The sequence below is a fragment of the Mycobacterium sp. SMC-4 genome, from assembly GCF_050205565.1.
Taxonomy (GTDB): Bacteria; Actinomycetota; Actinomycetes; order Mycobacteriales; family Mycobacteriaceae; genus Mycobacterium.
The window spans coordinates 464,869-482,223 of sequence record NZ_JBNMQU010000001.1 but is presented as its reverse complement, the minus strand read 5'-3'; the positions used below and the strand labels follow the sequence as shown (position 1 = coordinate 482,223).

14 protein-coding genes are annotated in these 17,355 nt (G+C 66.5%); 9 read left to right on the top strand and 5 right to left on the bottom strand.

Annotated features, from left to right (window positions below):
• Window positions 1-126: 126 nt before the first annotated feature.
• Window positions 127-609, bottom strand: a complete 483-nt coding sequence (locus tag ACQI46_RS02300; protein ID WP_427092311.1) for a hypothetical protein — start codon at window positions 607-609, stop codon at window positions 127-129.
• A gap of 281 nt (window positions 610-890) precedes the next feature.
• Between ACQI46_RS02300 and ACQI46_RS02295 the strand changes: the two genes are divergently transcribed.
• Window positions 891-1,298 (top strand): four-helix bundle copper-binding protein, encoded by a 408-nt coding sequence (locus tag ACQI46_RS02295; protein WP_427092310.1) that lies wholly within the window; start codon window positions 891-893, stop codon window positions 1,296-1,298.
• 36 nt (window positions 1,299-1,334) lie between these two features.
• On the opposite strand, the gene ACQI46_RS02290 is transcribed toward ACQI46_RS02295, so the two are convergent.
• Window positions 1,335-3,143: a PQQ-dependent sugar dehydrogenase gene (locus tag ACQI46_RS02290; RefSeq protein WP_427092309.1), complete on the bottom strand. Its 1,809-nt coding sequence runs from the start codon at window positions 3,141-3,143 to the stop codon at window positions 1,335-1,337.
• Window positions 3,144-3,478: 335 nt separating this feature from the next.
• Between ACQI46_RS02290 and ACQI46_RS02285 the strand changes: the two genes are divergently transcribed.
• Window positions 3,479-4,732, top strand: coding sequence for a PE-PPE domain-containing protein (locus ACQI46_RS02285; protein WP_427092308.1), 1,254 nt, complete (start codon window positions 3,479-3,481; stop codon window positions 4,730-4,732).
• Between the two features lie 613 nt (window positions 4,733-5,345).
• Window positions 5,346-6,047, top strand: a complete 702-nt coding sequence (locus ACQI46_RS02280) for a LuxR C-terminal-related transcriptional regulator (RefSeq protein WP_427092307.1) — start codon at window positions 5,346-5,348, stop codon at window positions 6,045-6,047.
• 78 nt (window positions 6,048-6,125) lie between these two features.
• Here ACQI46_RS02280 and ACQI46_RS02275 read toward each other — a convergent pair whose 3' ends face one another.
• Window positions 6,126-7,226, bottom strand: a complete 1,101-nt coding sequence (locus tag ACQI46_RS02275) for a DUF2855 family protein (protein WP_427092306.1) — start codon at window positions 7,224-7,226, stop codon at window positions 6,126-6,128.
• A gap of 78 nt (window positions 7,227-7,304) precedes the next feature.
• On the opposite strand from ACQI46_RS02275, the gene ACQI46_RS02270 reads away from it, so the two are divergent.
• Window positions 7,305-8,507, top strand: coding sequence for a DUF7159 family protein (locus tag ACQI46_RS02270; RefSeq protein WP_427092305.1), 1,203 nt, complete (start codon window positions 7,305-7,307; stop codon window positions 8,505-8,507).
• 1 nt (window position 8,508) lies between these two features.
• On the opposite strand, the gene ACQI46_RS02265 is transcribed toward ACQI46_RS02270, so the two are convergent.
• On the bottom strand, window positions 8,509-9,732 hold the full coding sequence (locus ACQI46_RS02265; protein WP_427092304.1) for a cytochrome P450: 1,224 nt from the start codon (window positions 9,730-9,732) through the stop codon (window positions 8,509-8,511).
• A 253-nt stretch (window positions 9,733-9,985) separates the two neighbouring features.
• Between ACQI46_RS02265 and ACQI46_RS02260 the strand changes: the two genes are divergently transcribed.
• The 5 genes from ACQI46_RS02260 (at window position 9,986) to ACQI46_RS02240 (ending at window position 15,001) form a co-directional block, all read left to right on the top strand.
• Complete coding sequence (locus ACQI46_RS02260) at window positions 9,986-11,746, top strand: bifunctional serine/threonine-protein kinase/transporter substrate-binding domain-containing protein (RefSeq protein WP_427092303.1); 1,761 nt, start codon at window positions 9,986-9,988, stop codon at window positions 11,744-11,746.
• Between the two features lie 66 nt (window positions 11,747-11,812).
• Complete coding sequence (locus ACQI46_RS02255) at window positions 11,813-12,358, top strand: CsbD family protein (protein WP_427092302.1); 546 nt, start codon at window positions 11,813-11,815, stop codon at window positions 12,356-12,358.
• 22 nt (window positions 12,359-12,380) lie between these two features.
• Window positions 12,381-13,046 (top strand): IF2 family translation initiation factor, encoded by a 666-nt coding sequence (locus ACQI46_RS02250; protein ID WP_427092301.1) that lies wholly within the window; start codon window positions 12,381-12,383, stop codon window positions 13,044-13,046.
• Entirely contained in the window at window positions 13,043-13,285 is a 243-nt protein-coding gene (locus ACQI46_RS02245; RefSeq protein WP_427092300.1) for a DUF6480 family protein, read from the top strand. The genes ACQI46_RS02250 and ACQI46_RS02245 overlap by 4 nt, the downstream gene beginning before the upstream one ends.
• A gap of 558 nt (window positions 13,286-13,843) precedes the next feature.
• On the top strand, window positions 13,844-15,001 hold the full coding sequence (locus ACQI46_RS02240) for a PE-PPE domain-containing protein (protein ID WP_427092299.1): 1,158 nt from the start codon (window positions 13,844-13,846) through the stop codon (window positions 14,999-15,001).
• Between the two features lie 91 nt (window positions 15,002-15,092).
• Here ACQI46_RS02240 and ACQI46_RS02235 read toward each other — a convergent pair whose 3' ends face one another.
• Window positions 15,093-17,294: an MMPL family transporter gene (locus tag ACQI46_RS02235; protein ID WP_427092298.1), complete on the bottom strand. Its 2,202-nt coding sequence runs from the start codon at window positions 17,292-17,294 to the stop codon at window positions 15,093-15,095.
• Window positions 17,295-17,355 lie beyond the last annotated feature (61 nt).

Here is a 17,355-nt window from a genome sequence, read left to right as displayed (position 1 = left end):
CGAGTCGCTGCAGGCGTCTCATGCAATCTCGATGGTCGTTGCCATCAGCTGCACGGCGCGTCGTGATCCGATGGAACGATTCGTCGGGGCCGACGGCATACGGGAGGCGCGGGTAGCTCCCGAGCGTCACCCGCCGCTCACTTCAGGCGCCGGCTGCTCTTGACCGGGGCATGCCTCGACCGGCACCCGAATCGTGATGTCACCGGCACGGTCGAAGTGGAAGGTGACGTCGGTCGACATCGCGGGCTTCAGGTCCGGTGACAGATCGCTGAGTTGAAGCGCCGGCCGCTCGGTCCCGGTGCCCACCGACTCGGCGCTCGGCTGACCGAAGGCGACCGTCGAACGCCGGGGGATCTCGACGCCAGATCCGATGTCGGCGCTCTCGGCTCCGGCGGTCGACACGCCTTTGAGCCGCTCGACGCTTTCTGAACTGGTGTTCGTGACGGTGAAGCGCATCAGCGCGCCACTGCCGACCTGAATGGCGCAATTGCCGGGCAGGAACGTCGGCACGATGAAGGCATTCTCGACGGTGGTGTCCTCGGTCTCCGAGCCCGAGCCGCGGTTGGTCGACGAGCCGATCACCTCCTCGCCGCAGCCTGTCGCGGTCACGGCCAACAGTGCCGCGACCGTAAGCGAAAGCAGTGGTGCGCTCCTGCGGCCGGTCCTTTCAGGCTGCGCCACAGGATGATGTTGAGTGGTCATCGGTGCTCCTTTCATGGCACGGGTAACCCAGACGTCTGCTCCCAATCCTCGAAATTCGCGGCGCCTTTCGTGCCTCCCCGCAGGGGTTGCCGGCGCGCCACGACCTAGAGGTGTATCCCCGGTGGGCCCGGGTACGCGGCCCTGAGTGCCGGGGGAGCCGGGAAACTCGACGAGAACGGAGAAGGGATATGAGCACCGTTGCAGCAATGCTGCAGAGCCACCCGAAAGGTCCGTCGGGCGTCGATGAGGCGGCGCTGGCGCGCTGTATCGAGGTCCTGGTCGAGTGCGCCCAGACCTGCACCGCGTGCGCGGACGCCTGCCTGGGCGAAGACTCGGTTGCCGACTTGACCCGATGCATCACCACCGACCTCGCCTGCGCCGACATCTGCAGCGCGACAGCGAAAGTGCTGTCCCGCCGCACAGGCTCCGACGCCGACCTGACCAAAGCGCTACTCGCTGCGTGTGTGACGGCATGTGAGAGTTGCGCCGAGGAATGCGCCAAGCACAGCTCCCACCACGAACACTGCGCGATCTGTGAACGAGTGTGTCGTCAGTGCAGCCAGGCGTGCGGCGAACTGCTCGGCGCCGTGGGGTGATCGGCTCGGGCGCCGGCCGCGGTCACCGACGGTCCGTCACACCGCGACGGCGTCTCCTGCCGGTGAGATCCGCACGAGCGATCCCGAGTCGTACACCAACTGGTAGATGTTGCCGTCGGGCCCCTCGCGCAGCACCACGGTGTAGCCGGCGTCCGGGTCGAACTCCTTGGGATCAGCACACGCGGTGAAATCCGGGCTGCAGGTCAGCACGCGGATCCACCCCTGGACGGTGTCGGCGATGAACACCTTGCCGCGGAAGTCCGGCCCGAACGCCGACCCGTTGTAGACCAGCACCGACGTGATCGCCGCGCCCCCGCCGCGAGGGTAGGTGTAGATGGGGTCGACCACGTCCGCGCAGTCACTGGTGCACAGCCCCTCGGCGCCCGGCCACCCGTAGTTGGCGCCGGCGGTCACGAGATTGAGCTCCTCCCACGACGACTGCCCGACGTCGGCGACCAGCAGTTGCCCGGTGGGCGCGAAGGTCAGGCGGAACGGGTTGCGCAGCCCGTACGCGTAGATCAGCGGCAGGGCACCGTCGCCGAGCGCCGGGTTGTCCGTGGGGACGCTGCCGTCGGGGTTGAGCCGCAGGATCTTGCCGTGGATGTTCGTCAGATCCTGGGCATTGCCGGGTCTGGCGTTGTCACCGACGCCCCAGTAGAGCTTGCCGTCGGGGCCGAAGCCCAGCGCTCCACCGTGGTGGTTGGCCGCTGCGGCCTGATCCGACTGCACCAGCACCAGCTCGGAGCCTTCTGCGACGGTGTCGCCGACGACCGTGAACCGCGAGAGCTGGTTGGTCGTGGTCGTGTAGGCGACGTAGAGGTAGCCGGTGTTGTCGAAATCAGGGTCGACCTCCAGACCGGCGATGCCACGCTCACCCAGCGTGCTGACCGCCAGCGTGACCAGCGGTTGCGGGCGCAGCACTCCGTTCTCGACCATCCGGATGGCACCGGTCTTCTCGGCGACGATGATCCGGCCGTCGTCGAGGATGCGGAAGTCCACCGGCTGGTCGAGGCCGCCGACCACCGTCGCGCGCTCGTATCCCACGAAGACCGTCTGCGAGCTGCGGTGTCCGCTGTTGCCGAGGAGGCCGAAGCTCACCAGGTTGATCAAGCCGGCCAAGCCGTGGATGTGGAAGCCGCTGCGCGCGTCGCTGACAGTGACGGTGAATCGATCCTGCCCGGTGAACGTCGCGCCGGGTGTGTAGACGAACGAGCCGTCGGAGGCGATGGAGACGGTGCCGTGGTTCGGCCGCGTCGCCGAGTAGGTCAGCCGGGTCGAGTCCGGGTCGTCGGGGCGCAGATTGCCCTCGATGACGCCGCCGTCGACGGAGTTGTCGCTGGGTTGGTGCCGCAGCGTGGGGGTCTTGTTGTCGAAGAGACGCTGCAGCGGGGTGGGTGCTGCGGTCTGTGACGCGCCGTCGAGGCCATCGCCTGTGATGTCGGTGCGGTTCGCAGCCGTGCTGCGCGCTGCGGTCCGGGAGGACCGGTGCGCGGCGATCGAGACGGCCGCGTCGGGTTTGTCGGAGACCTCGTCCGTCACCTCGGGTTCTTCAGGTTCGACGTCGACGTCGGCAGGTTCGGCTCCGGATCGGTCGTCGCCGAGGCTGCGTTGTGTGCCGCGCCTCGGCGACGACGTCGACTCCGACCGCGCGGCCGGACCGGTTTCAGCGCGAGATTGCGAAGACGACGATGCGCTGGTGTCGCGCTCACCTGTGTCGGCCGACGCCACCGCCTGCCCTGTCAGAACTGCCGCCCCGACGCCGAGTGCGAACGCCAGCCCACCGACCCGTCCGACGTAGCGCGCGTAGCACCCCGTCGGCTCACCGGCCGCACGGATGTCCCCCATGTCCCCTCCTCGGTTCCGACGCCTGCAGAGCAAACTGTAGGACGGGCACTGCGCAAGCGAAGGCGTTTTCGCCGCCCGCGTCAGTTTCGCGTCACCCTGATCGGTCCTCAGGCGTACATGTGCCGAGATCATCGAGCATGATCTTGAAGCTGCCTCGCTGCAACAGCTTTCGGGACTTCATCGCCGGCGGGCGGCGTGCCCGCCTCCTTGCCCACGGAAGTTCCGGCACTTTGCGGGACACCGGTTGGCGGCCGGGTCACATCTGGTCACAGCTAACTTTCAGTCGTATACTCGCCACGGCCCGCTCCGCGGGCGATCAACGGGAGGGGACCACGATGGCCAAGCACCGCGCGAAGAAGACGGGGGGCCGGAAGGGGTCCGGTTCAGCCTTGGGCGTCGCAGCGATCGCCGTGGCCGGCGCCGCTGCGCTGGGGGTGGCGCCGACGTTGTCCACGAGCCCGGGCCTCATGGCGTCGCTGCACTATCTGCGTGGCACCAACATCGGCACCGTCCCCACCGACGGAGAATTCACCGACTTCATCGACGAGGTGCTGATCGGCGCCGGCGCCGACCTCCCCGAGCAGCCGTATCAAAAGGTGCCGTACAACGCAGGCTTCCGTCCGTTGTCGCGGGGCGGTTTCCGCGACCTGACCTACGACGCTTCGGTCGCGCAGGGCGTCGAGCTGCTGACCGGCCAGAATCCGGTGGCCGGCGACATCATCTTCGGGTTCTCTCAGGGGGCGGTGGCCGCTTCGGCGTACAAGGGCACGCACACCGGCAACACGTATTTCCTGGTGGCGAATCCTGCGCGGGCGAACGGCGGTGTGCTGCAACGGTTCAAGGGATTCAAGCTACCTCTGGTGGATGTCACGTTCAGCGGTGCGACACCGAACAACGGCGACTTGACGATCGATGTCACCCGTCAGTACGACGGATGGGCGGATTTCCCCACCTACCTGTGGAATCCGGTGGCGCTGATCAATGCGTTCATGGGTATCGCCATGGTTCACGGTGACACTCAGTGGAAGCTGACCGCCGAGGACCTCGAGGAGGCGCGGGAAGCGGGCAGTGATCACTACCAGTTCGATGCCGACTCCAACACCGCCTATTACGTGCTCCGGACATATCCGGTGCCGTTGTTGATGCCGCTGGAGCCGTTCCTGCCGGATTCGTTCATCGCCGCGCTCGACGCACCGCTGCGAGCCTTCATCGAAACGGCGTACGACCGCAGTGACTACAGCACGCCCACGCGCGCGTCCCTGTTCCGGCCCCTGCGTCCGCGAACGGCGGAACCGGACGCCGCGACGACCACCCCGTCGCCATCGATCGCAGACGCGGAAGAAAGCGAGACATCTCGCGAATACGATGCTCCCGCCGAGCCGAAGTCTCCGCAGGCGGACGCTGAAATCAACGAGCCCTCTGAGGCTTCAGTCTCGGAAGTGACTTTCGAAGAGGCCGAGTCGAGCGACCAAGCCGTGTCCGAAGAGGTCGAGGAGACCAAACCCCAGCGTCGGATCGCTGACGGCGACCGGGCGCAGCGTCGCGCTGCTTCGGACCAGAAGCGCCGTGACCGCAGCGACGCCGCCTGACTGGCGGAGTGCCCACGGCGCGTCACCGGGGCGTGTTCGGTCCCAATTCTCAGCGGCGAAGAACTCTGTCAGCAAATTTATCTGCCATACTACGCCACAAACTTGGGCGTGTGTCTGAGGTTTACCGACGCTGGTGTGGATAGAGCCTGATTATCTTGGTAGTAAACACTTTTCGATGAATAACACGGGTGTAGCCGACTGATTTCGAGTAGCTAGCGACTCATAAAAAAAGTAAAAAGTGCGCTAACATGCGAATACAGCAACGTTGTCCTGATCGCAACAACCTCCGACAAATGAGCAGACAAACCGCCGGTGGTGATCCACACTTGTTCAGCAACCAATTCCGGTTTGCACGTCGGACTGAACCTACGGGGGTGGGGATATGTCGACAGACTTGACTCAACGGGGGCGACGAGAGAATTTCTCGGGTTCTGAGGGGTCTCCATCGATGTGGACGCCGATTCCGGTCCGGCGCAGAACTGGCTTCGCTGGGCAAGGCGAAGTGAGTGAAAGCGTGTACCGGCGGCCGATGGCACCGGCTCCCTTCTCCGCTGTGGCACCCGAATGTACACAGGCCGCCATCGTCCAGGTTGTCCGCCCGTGTGAGAGCCCCATGGGTCGTCCGAGAGTCGAGGACGACCTGTCCGTAGCAGTCGCCGTCGGGGAGACCAAGGTCGTGATCGTCGACGACTGCAAACTGACCCGAGACAACCTGGTCGCAGCGTTCACCGAGCGCGGGTCGTTGAAAACGTCTGTGGCTTGGGATCTTCCGTCGCTGTTCAACACACTCGCCGCACCCGACAGTCTGGTTCTGTTGAACATCAACACCCGTGACAGCGCCATGCTGCTGCAGGCGGTGTTCGAGATCGACGCGCGCCACAAGGTCATCGTGATGGGCATCGCCGAAGACGAGGACGAGGTGATCGTGGCGTGCGCCGAAGCCGGCGTCGCGGGCTATCACCTCCGCAACGAATCGCTCGATGATCTGCTGGAACTGATCGGCAGGGTGGCCGCCGGCGAATCGCTGTGCTCGCCGCGCATCTCAGCGATCCTGCTCAGGCGGCTCTCAATGCTGGCGGCGCAACGCGAACCCAGCGGCAAGGAACTGGTTCTGACGGCCCGAGAGGTTCAGATCCTCCGCATGCTGGAACTAGGCCTTTCGAACCGGGAGATCGCCGCCCGGCTGTGTATCGCCATCCATACCGTCAAGAATCACGTGCACAGCGTCCTGACCAAACTCGGTGTCAGCAACCGGGCCGAGGCCGCGGCGCGCTTCCGGACGGTGCGGTTCACCGAGATCGACTCGGCGATCTAGTCCCGATCTGGTCGGGGATTTGGTCCTATCGGTCCATGGCCGGGTCCAAGCCGGGGACCGATAGTGGTCAGGTGAGACTCAGACCGACAACACATGACCCTCGCGGGCCGGCACCCGACCATCCAAGAGTGCGGCGTAACACGACTCCACAGCCGACTTCCCATGCCCCGTCACGACTGTCAGCCACGGGTCGTCGGGTCGGGTGACCGGCTCCATGAACGCAGTCCAGGAGGTGGCCATGCGCTCGCGAAGACCGGCCGTGCCCCATTCCTGCATGCGTTTGGTGGCTTGATCGGGGGCGAAGAAGAGCACCGGGTCGGGGCCGGGAACCGCCGTGTCGGTCGGTTCTGCATTCCAGTGCGTGGCGCCGACGGCGCAATCGTAGGTCAGATGGTCGCCCAACCGCTGGTGGACCGCCGCGCGGACAGCAGCGCTGCCGCTGAAATCAACGATGACAGTGGGATTCTCGGGTAGCTGCGTCTCGATCTGGTCATAGGTCAGGACGTCGTCGTAGCAACCCAACGAGCGGGTGAACTCCTCGTTGGCCGGCGAGGTCAGGCCGACCACGCGCACCTCGTTCTCGCCGTGCCGCTGCGACAGACAGAAAGCCGTGCCATAGGCCGTCTTCGAAGAAGCGCTGGACAACACGACGGTGTCGGCGCCGAAATACCCGTTGTCATGCAAGAAGTCGTCGAGCAGAAACGATGTGGCGAACAGTGGACGCAGAATCGCCTGTTGCGGTTCCCGTTCGGCGACATAGCTCGCGTCGGAGGTGCATCGCTCGTACCGCGCGTAGATCGGCGGCAGACCGCGACGATGCTCCGCGCCGTCACTGAATCCCGCGTTGGACACGTTCTGGGGGTAGAGCACGACCTCGTCGGCGATGGGGAAGTAGCCGTAGAAGCGGTCCCCGACGTCCACACCGTCGCGGTCCGAATCCGTGACTGCACCGAAGCCCCAGGCCGGGATCACGCCGGTGGCAGGGTCGCCGGTGGGGAAATGCTGCCAGTAGCCGAAGGAGTCGCCCAGGGTCGCGTAGGTGATGTTGTTGGCGGTCAGCGCGAGCAGGTCGATGCGCATGCGCACTGCCCCGGCGCCCATATCGGCCGGTGTGGAGGCCCAGCTGCTCCGCCGGATGTCGTCGCGCCGGACTTCGAATCGGGTGGCCACTGCAGGCATCGTAGTCGCGAGCTTGGGCGGACAGAAGGGCTCGCGGTAGGGTCGACGGTTAGTCGCAAACAGATCGGAAGTTCATTCATGGACCTTGTACTCGGCTTGTCGATGACCTCGTCATCGTTGCGCTGGGTGCTCGTCGACGGCGCCGCCGGTGACGGCGCCCCGCTCGATCGGGGCTCCGTCCCGACCGACCCCAGCCAGGGATTCGACGCAGACGCACTGGTCGAGGCGCTTTTCACTCGTGCCGCGCCGCGTGGCGTCGACGCATTCGGACTGACGTGGGCTGCCGATGCCGAGTCGGTGACCAGCGCGGTGTGGCAGGCACTGACCCAGCGGGGCTTGGAGAACGTGATCGCGGTCTCGGACGTCGAAGCGGCCGAGGCGCTGGCGCGCGGCATCGCCGAGTTGGCCGGCTGTGAACGCATCGTCGTCTGTGTGGCCGAACCCGGCACCTCGGTGGTGGCGGCGGTCACCCCCGACGGCGTCACCGCCGACCGCGTCGACCCCTCGGCTCTGGCCGACGTCGAGGGCTTGGCCCCCGAGGCCGTGTTCGTGGTCGGATCCGGTGACGTCGCCGCGGTGGTATCGGCACTGCGCGATCGGCTCGAGGTGCCCGTGGTGTCGGCCGACGAGGCCGAACTCGCGCTGGCGCGCGGCGCCGCGCTGGCAGCGGCATCAGCGGTGTCGATTCTCGACGCGGATTCGGCGCCGAAGCGCACGGTATCGCCGACGGCGACGCTGGTCGGGGTCCTGGCCGCCGCCGTGGTGACGTTCGTGGTGTCACTGTCGGTGGCTCTGGGAATGACGTTCACCCCCGACTCCGGACAGCAGCTGGCAGGCTCGGTGCAGCCGCCGGCCCGGGAATCCGCGCCACCTGCGAAAGCCGTTGCACCCGAGGCCCCCGCTGAGGCCGCACGCCCGGTGGTTCCGGAGCCGGCCCCGCCCGCAGAACCTCCACCGCCTGCGGTGGCCGAGCCCGTCGCCGTCGAAGTGGCCGAGCCGCCCGCAGCGCCGCCGCCACCGGCGCCGGAAGCGCCCGCGCCGGTCTTCGAGGAGCCCGCCGCGCCGGCCCCGGCGTATGTACCCCCGGCGCCGGCGTATGTGCCCCCGCCTCCGCCGGCGAACTACCTGCCGCCGGCGCCCGCCCCGGCAGCAGCTCCGCCGCCGCAGTTCGCGCCACCGCCCGTTCCGGCGGCGCCGCAGCCGCGACTGCGCGACCGGATCATCGAACGCATCCCGATCATCAACCGGTTCCACGAGCCGCAGTACACCTACGGCCCGTAGGTCAGTCGAAGGCCAACGGCAGGGTCTTGGGTCCGGACAGCGCAACCATCGGTTTCCAGGGTGCCGGTCCGGTTCGCCGCGGGGGTTGCCACCGTCGGGTGACGGCTTTGAGCGCTTCGGCGAGTTCCGTTTTGGCCAGGTTCGCGCCGATGCAGTAGTGCACGCCGGCGCCGAAGGTCATGATCGGCGCTGTGGCCGAGCGGGTGATGTCGAAGCGGTCGGGTTCATCGAACACCGCTGGATCACGGTTTGCCCCAACGAAGTTCAGGATCACCATGGTGCCGGCCGGGATCGCCACCCCGCCGAGTTCGAGATCCTCGCCCGCCACCCGCAGCGTCGAGCACGCGATCGGTGCGTACCGCATGGTTTCGTGGACGGCGTTGAGCGCCAATTCCGGCCTGCGGCACAGCAATTGCCATTGATCGGGGTGATCGCACAGAAGGTCGATCGACGCGGCGACCTGATTGCGGGTGGTGTCGGTGCCGGCCAGCAGGATCCCGGCGGCCAGCATCCGCAACTCGGCGTGATCGAGTCGGTCTCCGCCGTCTTCGGCCCGGATCAGGTCGGACAGCAGGTCGTCGGTCAGGGTGTGACGGCGGCGTTCGATCATCGCGTCGGTGTAATCGTCGAGTGCGCGCCACGCGGTCATCACGATGTTCTCCACGTCGGGCACCTCGGTGAAGGTGAACGCCTGGAAGATGTCGTCGGCCCACAGTGAGAACTGCTCCCAGTCCTGAGCCGGCGCGCCCAGCAGGGCGCAGATGACGGGTACCGGGTACGGCCGCGCGATGTCGGTGACGACGTCGCAGTGGCCGCGCCGGGTTGCGTGGTCGACCAGAGAGGTGATGACGTCGGTGATCGTGTCGTGCAGCCGCTGGACCGCGCGGGGTGTGAAAGCCCGTGACAGCAGGCTGCGCAGCCGGTGGTGCTCGGGCCCCTCCATGCACAGCAACGTGCTGGTCACGCGGTCCCACAGGGGACCGGAGGTGATGCCCTGGACCACGAGACCCAGGCCCGGTGGCAGCCGCAGTCGCGGATCCCGCAGCGCAGACTTCACCAGCTCGTGGGACAGCACCTCGGGTCCGTACGGTCCGACCGCGATGGGTGCGACGGCCAGGGCGTCGCGTAGCTGCGGATACACCTGGGCCGGCGTGTGGTCGCCGTCGTAGTCGATCACCGGGAGCCCGGCCCGGAACACATTCGGGGTGGCTGTTCCCGCGCTCATGACCCCGAATGTAGGGAGTCCACACCGGGCGCGGGCCTGATTTGGTGGAGCTCGACAGGGCCGAACGCGTCCCCGAGACGCCACAGCGGGCGTCACCGTGGTAGAAAAACAGCACTTGCGGCATGTCGCGTGAGCGGGGGCGTTCGATTCGGGCAACCGAACCAAAGCCGCTTGACATGCTTCCGGGCAGCCCCGGCAAACATTGATGTAGCTTCAATCCAACACCGATTGGCCGCAGCCGAGGAGAACACCGGTGAATGCGACACCATTCGGGCACTATCGGCTCCAGAAGCTGATCGGCCAGGGCGGGATGGGCGAGGTCTACCAGGCCTTCGACACCAGGACCGACCGCGTCGTGGCCTTGAAGGTCCTGCCGCACCACATGGCGACCGACGAGACGTTCCAGGCCAGGTTCCGGCGGGAGTCACAGGCCGCCGCGGGGCTCAACGACCCGCACGTGGTCCCCATCCACGGTTTCGGTGAGATCGACGGTCGGCTCTACCTCGACATGCGCCTCATCGAAGGTCGCAACCTCGGCACCATGCTGCAGGAGAGCGAGAAGCCGCTGGGGCCCACGTTCGCGGTGACGATCGTCGAACAGGTCGCCCACGCATTGGACGACGCGCACAGGACCGGGCTGATCCACCGCGACATCAAGCCGTCGAACATCCTGATCACCGATCGCGACTTCGTCTACCTGATCGACTTCGGGTTGGCGCGCACGGTCGGGGAGCAGGGGCTGACGACGGCGGGGAGCACCCTGGGCACGTTGGCCTACATGGCCCCGGAACGCTTCGAGGGCGGGGAAATCGACTACCGCAGCGACATCTACGCGCTGACCTGTGTGCTCTACGAGTGCCTGACCGGTTCGCGGCCGTACCCGGCCGACAGCCTCGAACAGCAGATCGCCGGTCACATGGTCACCCCGGTGCCGCGGCCGTCCGACGTGGATTCGCGTCTGGCTGCGTTCGACGACGTGATCGCCAAGGGGATGGCGAAGAAGCCGGCCAATCGGTACCAATCCGCCGGCGAACTGGCCGCGGCCGCGCGGCGCGCACTCAACGCGCCGGTGCGCCGCCCCGGCGGAACGTCGCGCCACGCGGCCCGATCGGAACGCACTCTTCCGCGCAAGGCGATCGCCGCCGCAGCCGCGCTGGTGGTCCTGGCGGTCGCGGCCGTCGGGCTGTGGCAGTGGGCGCCGTGGGCCCACGGGCCGGATGCGACGGCTCCGCTGCCCGAGGGGGCCGTCGAATCCATTGCGGCGACGGTGCCGGACGACATCCGCGACGCCGGACGGCTGATCATCGGTGTGAACGTGCCGTATGCGCCGATGGAATTCAAGAACGCCGACGGCCAGCTCGTCGGCTTCGACGTCGACCTGATGAACGCGGTGGCACGCGTGCTGGGCCTGGTGCCGGATTACCGGGACACCGCGTTCGAGAAGATCCTGCCCGCAGTGGTCGACGGCTCATTTCACGTCGGTACGTCGTCGGTCACCGATACCCGGGAACGGGAAGCTCTCGTCGACTTCGTGACGTACCTCGAGGCCGGGACGCAATGGGCGCGCCGGCCCGGCACTTCCCTGGGGCCTGCGTCGGCATGCGGTCTCAAAGTCGGTGTTGCGCAAGGGACTTTGCAGGAGACCGAGGAACTTCCCGCCAAGAGCGGTCAATGCACGGCAGCCGGCATGGCACCGATCGAGATGGTGGTCTACAGCAGCCAGGACGAGGTCACCGCGGCGTTGATCGCCGGCGAGGTCGATGCGATGTCGGCGGATTCACCGGTGACAGGATTCGCGATCAAACTCAGCCGCGGCGAATTGGTTCCTGCCGGTGATGTTTTCGACTCGGCACCCTACGGCTGGCCGGTACGCAAGGACTCCGGCTTGGCCCAGTCTTTGCTGTTGGCACTCGAACACCTGATGGAAAGCGGCGAGTACCGCACCATAGCCACGATGTGGGGTGTCGAGCGCGGCATGATCGACCAGCCGGCGATCAACGGCGCACCGCGGTAGGCGCGGTTTAGCACTCAGCTCAGCGGGTAGAAATCGGGCTTGTGGCCGATGTCTAAGGAGGAGCAGATGACCAGCGATGACAAGTCTGCCCAGACCCGCAAGAGCTTCGCTGAAACCGTCAAAGGTAAAGCGAAGGAGTGGGCGGGCGCCGTCACCGGCAACGACTCGCTGACCGCAGAGGGTCAGCTGGAACAGGCCCAGGGTAAGGAACGCCGGGAAGCCAGCCGCACTGCGGCGGAGGCTGACGCCGAGGCCGCGCAGGCGCGTGCCGAGGCCCGCGAGGCCGAGTTGGAGGGGGCCGCGGAGCGGCGGCAGACGCAGATGCAGGCGGCCGAGGCCAAGACCACGGTGCGTGACCAGCAGATCGCCGATCGGCAGGCCGCGCAGCAGGCAGAGCATCAAGAGGCCGCGCGCAAGCAGGCGCGGCTCGAAGCCGAGGTGAAACAGGAAGCCGAGCGGGCCAAGGCGCAGGAGCGGGCAGAGGTTCGTTCAGCCAGTGCTGAATACGGCGAGGCGGTCGACGACTACAACGAAGCCGTCAGTGATGCGGTCCGCACCGAAGCCCAAGCAGACCGGCTGCGCAGTCGCGTAGAGGGCACTGAGAATCCCTGATCCGTCGAAACAGGAGTTGACGATGAAGATCACCGATTTACCGTTTGCGGTGCTGCGATTGCAGTACCGGCTGGCCCGCGTGCCTCTGCAGTTGATCGAGCAGCGCTTTGTCGCCCGGATGGACGCCGAGGCGCCGCCGAGGCTGTATTTCGAACGAGCGGTCGGCACTGTGGATGCCGCGGCGGGCAGCCTGTTGCGCGACGCCAAACTCGAAGAGAGCGGCATCAATCGCATCGAGAAGGCCGCGGTGCTGGGCGAAGCGGCCCGGCTCGACGACCTGGCCGCCCAGCAGAAGCAGCAAGCCGAAGACGAACTCGCCGAGCGACGTGAGCGTGCGGCCAGCGCGCCGGAGGAGGCTCGGCAGGAGGCACAGGAGCGCATCAGCGAAGCGCGCCTGACCGCCGAGCAGCGCAAGCAGCAGACGGCCCAGGAGGCCGCGGTGCGTGCGGAGCAGGCCAAGAAGCAGGTCGATGACGCGGCCGAGCAGAAGGTCGCCGCCGTCGAGAAGACCCGTCGCAATGTCGAAAACCGCAGTCGCGCAGTGGAAAACACCAAGGTGTCCGCTGCGAAGGAGGAACTCGAAGACGCGGCCGACAAGCAGCGGACAGCCGGCAAGGCGCGTCAGCACGCCGAGCGGCTCGATGAGCTCAGTGACGTCGAGAAAGAAAAGCGGCAGGCCAACACATGACGGCGATGCCGCCCGACCCGGACCCCGGGCAGACTCCGGGCCAGGAGCACGCCGGCGGCGTGCCTCCGGGGGAGACCCCGCCCGACTCGGCGCAGACCAGGGCCACTGCCAACGCGGACCCTACGGCTGGGCGAAACCTCAACCCGCGCAACGCGATCGGCATCACGGCCATCGTGCTGTTCGTGCTGGTGTTCGCGGTGGTTGCGGTCCTGCTGATCGCCCAGATAGTCGGCGGCTGACGAGGTAAGCAGGAGATCATCCGTAGCCCACCGGGCCTGGTGATCACAAACGCCCGCGGTTACACCGCGGGCGTTTGTCGTGTCTGCAGAGGTTTGCCGAGCAGGTGCCCTACCTCTGCGGGCCACCGAGTTCGGCGGGCCTCGGTGTCGCTGTGGCCCGGCTGGAAGGCGGGGCGAACCCCGCGAACCACGGCTTTATTCCCGAAGTTTGCAGTACGGCATTACAAATGCCTCTGACTGAAGCAATAACATTAGCTGAACGCAACCTATGGCAACCGCGAATCATGATCGACAGCGACGTTCGTCCCCGACTCGGTTGTCGCGGTAAAGTCCAGCGAAAAATCAGCTAGAAAGCTGATTACGCAACCCGCATGGGACAGTCACCTGCGTTCAAACCGAACCATCGCGCACTGGCGCAGTTATCCGAAACCTGTTCGCTAGAAATAGAAATAAGAGAACAATAAAAAAGTTGCTATGCAGCCGTGGGTGGCGGCCTTAATCTGGGATCACACCGCGAACACGCGGACTCATCACCACAGAAAATCCTGGAGAAAACCCGTGCACACCACCCTGCGCAACGCCGGCATCACCGCCGCCACCACCGTAGCCGCAGCCGCTGTCGCCCTGTCGACGGCCACCGGCGCCGGGGCCGCCAGCTCGGCGGTCATCATCGGCGGAATCAGCGTGCCCAAGATGTCGGATCTGCTGATGGCGCCGCTGCTGGGCGGTGCGTTCAAAAACCAAGAACGCATCAACGTCCAATGGCCCGCTGAGGCCGGCCCCTTCACCGGACGCGGCGACCTGACCCTGGGCGCCTCGATCGCCGTCGGTAAAGAGAACATGCACGCCGCGATCAAAGACGCGCTGGCCGACCTCGACCGCGACGCCGCCGGCAACATCGTCGCCGGCCAGAAAGTCACGGTCGTGGGCCTGTCGGCCGGTGCGCTGGTCGTCGACGAGGTCATGCGCGACTTGGCCGCCCAGCCCGGAGCGCCCTCAGCTGAGCACCTGACCTTCGTGGTGGCCGCTGATTCCAGCCGTCAGGACATGATCGACAAGGCCAAGCACAACGCCAAGTACGACTACACCTACCAGCCCGCCCCGACGACCGGCTACGACGTGGTCGTGGTCACCGGCGAATACGACGGCATGGCCGACTTCCCGGACCGTCCGTGGAACCTGATGGCCGTGACGAACGCCATCGCCGGCGGGGTCCTGGTCCACGTGACCTCCATGTACACGGATCTGTCCACGGTTCCGGCGTCGAACGTCACCGTCGAGACCAATGCCGAGGGTGGCACCACCACTCACTACCTGGTTCCGACCAAGAAGCTGCCGATCGTCACCCTGATGCCCTGGCTGGCTCCTCGCGAGGCCGAGCTCAAAGCTCAGATCGACAAGGCCTACATCCGCAACGACGTCAAGACCACCACCACGGCGGCGAAGACCGCCGACGCGCGCACCGCGATCAGCTCCGTCCCGGCCACTGTGGCGCGCACCCTGGCGGTAGACACCAACGCCGAGGTTGAGGCCGAGGTCGACACCAAGGCGCAGGCCAAGCAGTCCCGCGCCGAGGCCAAGCAGGCTCGCGCCGAAGCCCGTCAGGCCAAGGCCGTCGCTCGCGCCGAGGCCAAGAAGGCCAAGGCCGATGCCAAGCAGGCCACGGCCGGCACCAAGAACGTCGGGTCGTCTGACTCCACGGACTCCTCGGAATAACTCTCCAGGTTTACTCCGCGACGGCCCGAAATGACGGACCACCCGAACCCGAAACCCCGGCACACCACCGGGGTTTCGTGGTGTCTACGGGTCAGGGCACAGCGACAGGGCTGCGGTGCTCGGCTTCCAATGCGGTGCCTTCGATATCCAGGTCGGGCACATACTTGCCGAACCACTTCGAGTGCACCCACATCTTGTCCCCGAGCATCGCCATCACGGCCGGGATCAATGTCAGTCGCACGACGAACGCGTCGAGGAACACCCCCGCCGCCAGTGTCAGGCCGACCGATTTGATGATGGGGTCGCTACCGGCCACGAAGGCCACGAACACACCGAACATGATCAGTGCGGCAGCGGTCACCACCCGGGCCGACAGGCCGACGCCATTACGTACGGCGTCGGTCGCCGCATCGGGGCCGGACGTTTTGGTCAACTCCTCTTTGACGCGGGACACCACGAACACCTGGTAATCGCTGGACAGACCGAAGATGATGGCCAGCACGATGATCGGCAGGAAGCTGATGGTCTCGCCGGGCGTGATGCCGAGCAGGGATGCGCCCCAACCCCATTGGAACACCGCCACCTGTACACCGAGGGCTGCGAACACCGAGAGCAGGAAGCCGACGATCGAGGTCAGCGGCACCAGCGCCGCCCGGAACGCGACGGTCAGCAAGATGAAGGCCAACCCCACGACCACGAGCAGGAACACCGGCAGCGCCGCGGCGAGCTTCTCGGAGGTGTCGATATTGGATGCGGTGTTGCCGCCGACCAGAATCGTTGCGCCCGTGTTGGCCTCGATCTCATCGCGGTCGGCGCGAATGAGCTCGACCAGACCGGCAGTCGCCGGGTCGTTGGGGCCGGTCTCTGGAATGACCTGGATGACCGCGGTCTGGTTCTCCACGGCTGCGGGTGCCGCGGCGACGACGCCTTCTTCGCGGTTGAGGTTCTCCACCAGGGTGGGCACCACATTCGGGTCGGTGGCGTTGGACAGATCGGCGACGACCAGCAACGGCCCGTTGAAGCCCGCTCCGAGATGCTCGGCGGTCAGGTCGTAGGCCTGTCGGGAGGTGTTCGATTCGGGCTGGGACGAGCCGCTGGGCAGACCGAGATGCATGTTCATCGCGGGCAGCCCGATCACCACGAGAGCTGCGATGCCACTGATCAGCAACGGCTTACGGAACCGGACGACGAACCGGGCCCAGGCCGCACCCATCGTGCGGTGCGGGGTGTAGGCGGCGACCTGCGCCACCTCCTTGGGGCGCTGCGGTTGCAGGGGTGCCTTGATGAATTTCGCCACCCGGCCTCCGGCGAAGCCGAGCAGGGCCGGCAGCAAGGTCACGGCGATCAGCATCGCGATGAGCACGGACACCGCGGCGGCGATACCCATGTAGGTCAGGAACGGGATGCCGACCACGGCGAGGCCGCACAGCGCAATGATGACCGTCAGCGCCGCGAACACCACTGAACCACCGGCGGTTCCGACGGCCAGCGCCGCGGATTCCTCGCGCGGCATCAGTAACAGAAGGTTGTTGCGGTAGCGGTTGAGGATGAACAGCGCGTAGTCGATGCCGCACGCCAGTCCCAACATCAATGCGAGTGACAATGCCGCCGAGGGCATTTCGATGAATGCCGCGACGACGAAGATGCCCAGTGCCCCGATGCCGACACCGATGCCCGCGGTCAGGATCGGAAGGCCCGCGGCCACGACGGCTCCGAACGTCACGAGAAGGATCAGGAAGGCGACGCTGACGCCGATGATCTCCGGCAGGTGCGGAATCGCGACCTTGTAGCCGGGGTACACGCTGCCGGCGTACTCGACCTGCAGGCCGGCGTCCTCGACCGGTTTCATGGCCGACTCCAGCTCGCCCAGGGCCGAGTCGGTGACCTCGCCCAGTGGGGCGGTCCATTGCACGGTGCCCAGGCCGACCCGGCCGTCCGGGGCGATCTGCTGGGTCTGGTTGGGTCCGGCGGCCGCGGCGATGTCCGGGAGGGTGTTCAACTGCGCGACGGCCTGGTCGATGGCACCGGTGAACGCCGGGTCGGTGATCGCGCGGCCCTCCGGGGCGGCGAAGGTGACCTGGGTCTGTGCGCCGCCGAAGGCCGGCAGCTTGTCCTGCAGCTGCTCGATCGCACGCTGGGATTCCGTACCGGGGATGACGAAATTGTCGCTGGGTTCGCCGCGGAACCCCACGAAGGCCAGGGCGACGCCGATCAGCAGGGCAAGCCAGGTACCGAGCACCAGCCAGCGGCGGCGGAAACTGAACCCACCCAGCGCGAACAGATAGCGGGACATCGTCATCCTTCGTGTCGTGGCAGCCGAACTGGCTAGCTGATTCCCGGTCGGTTCGCGCAGT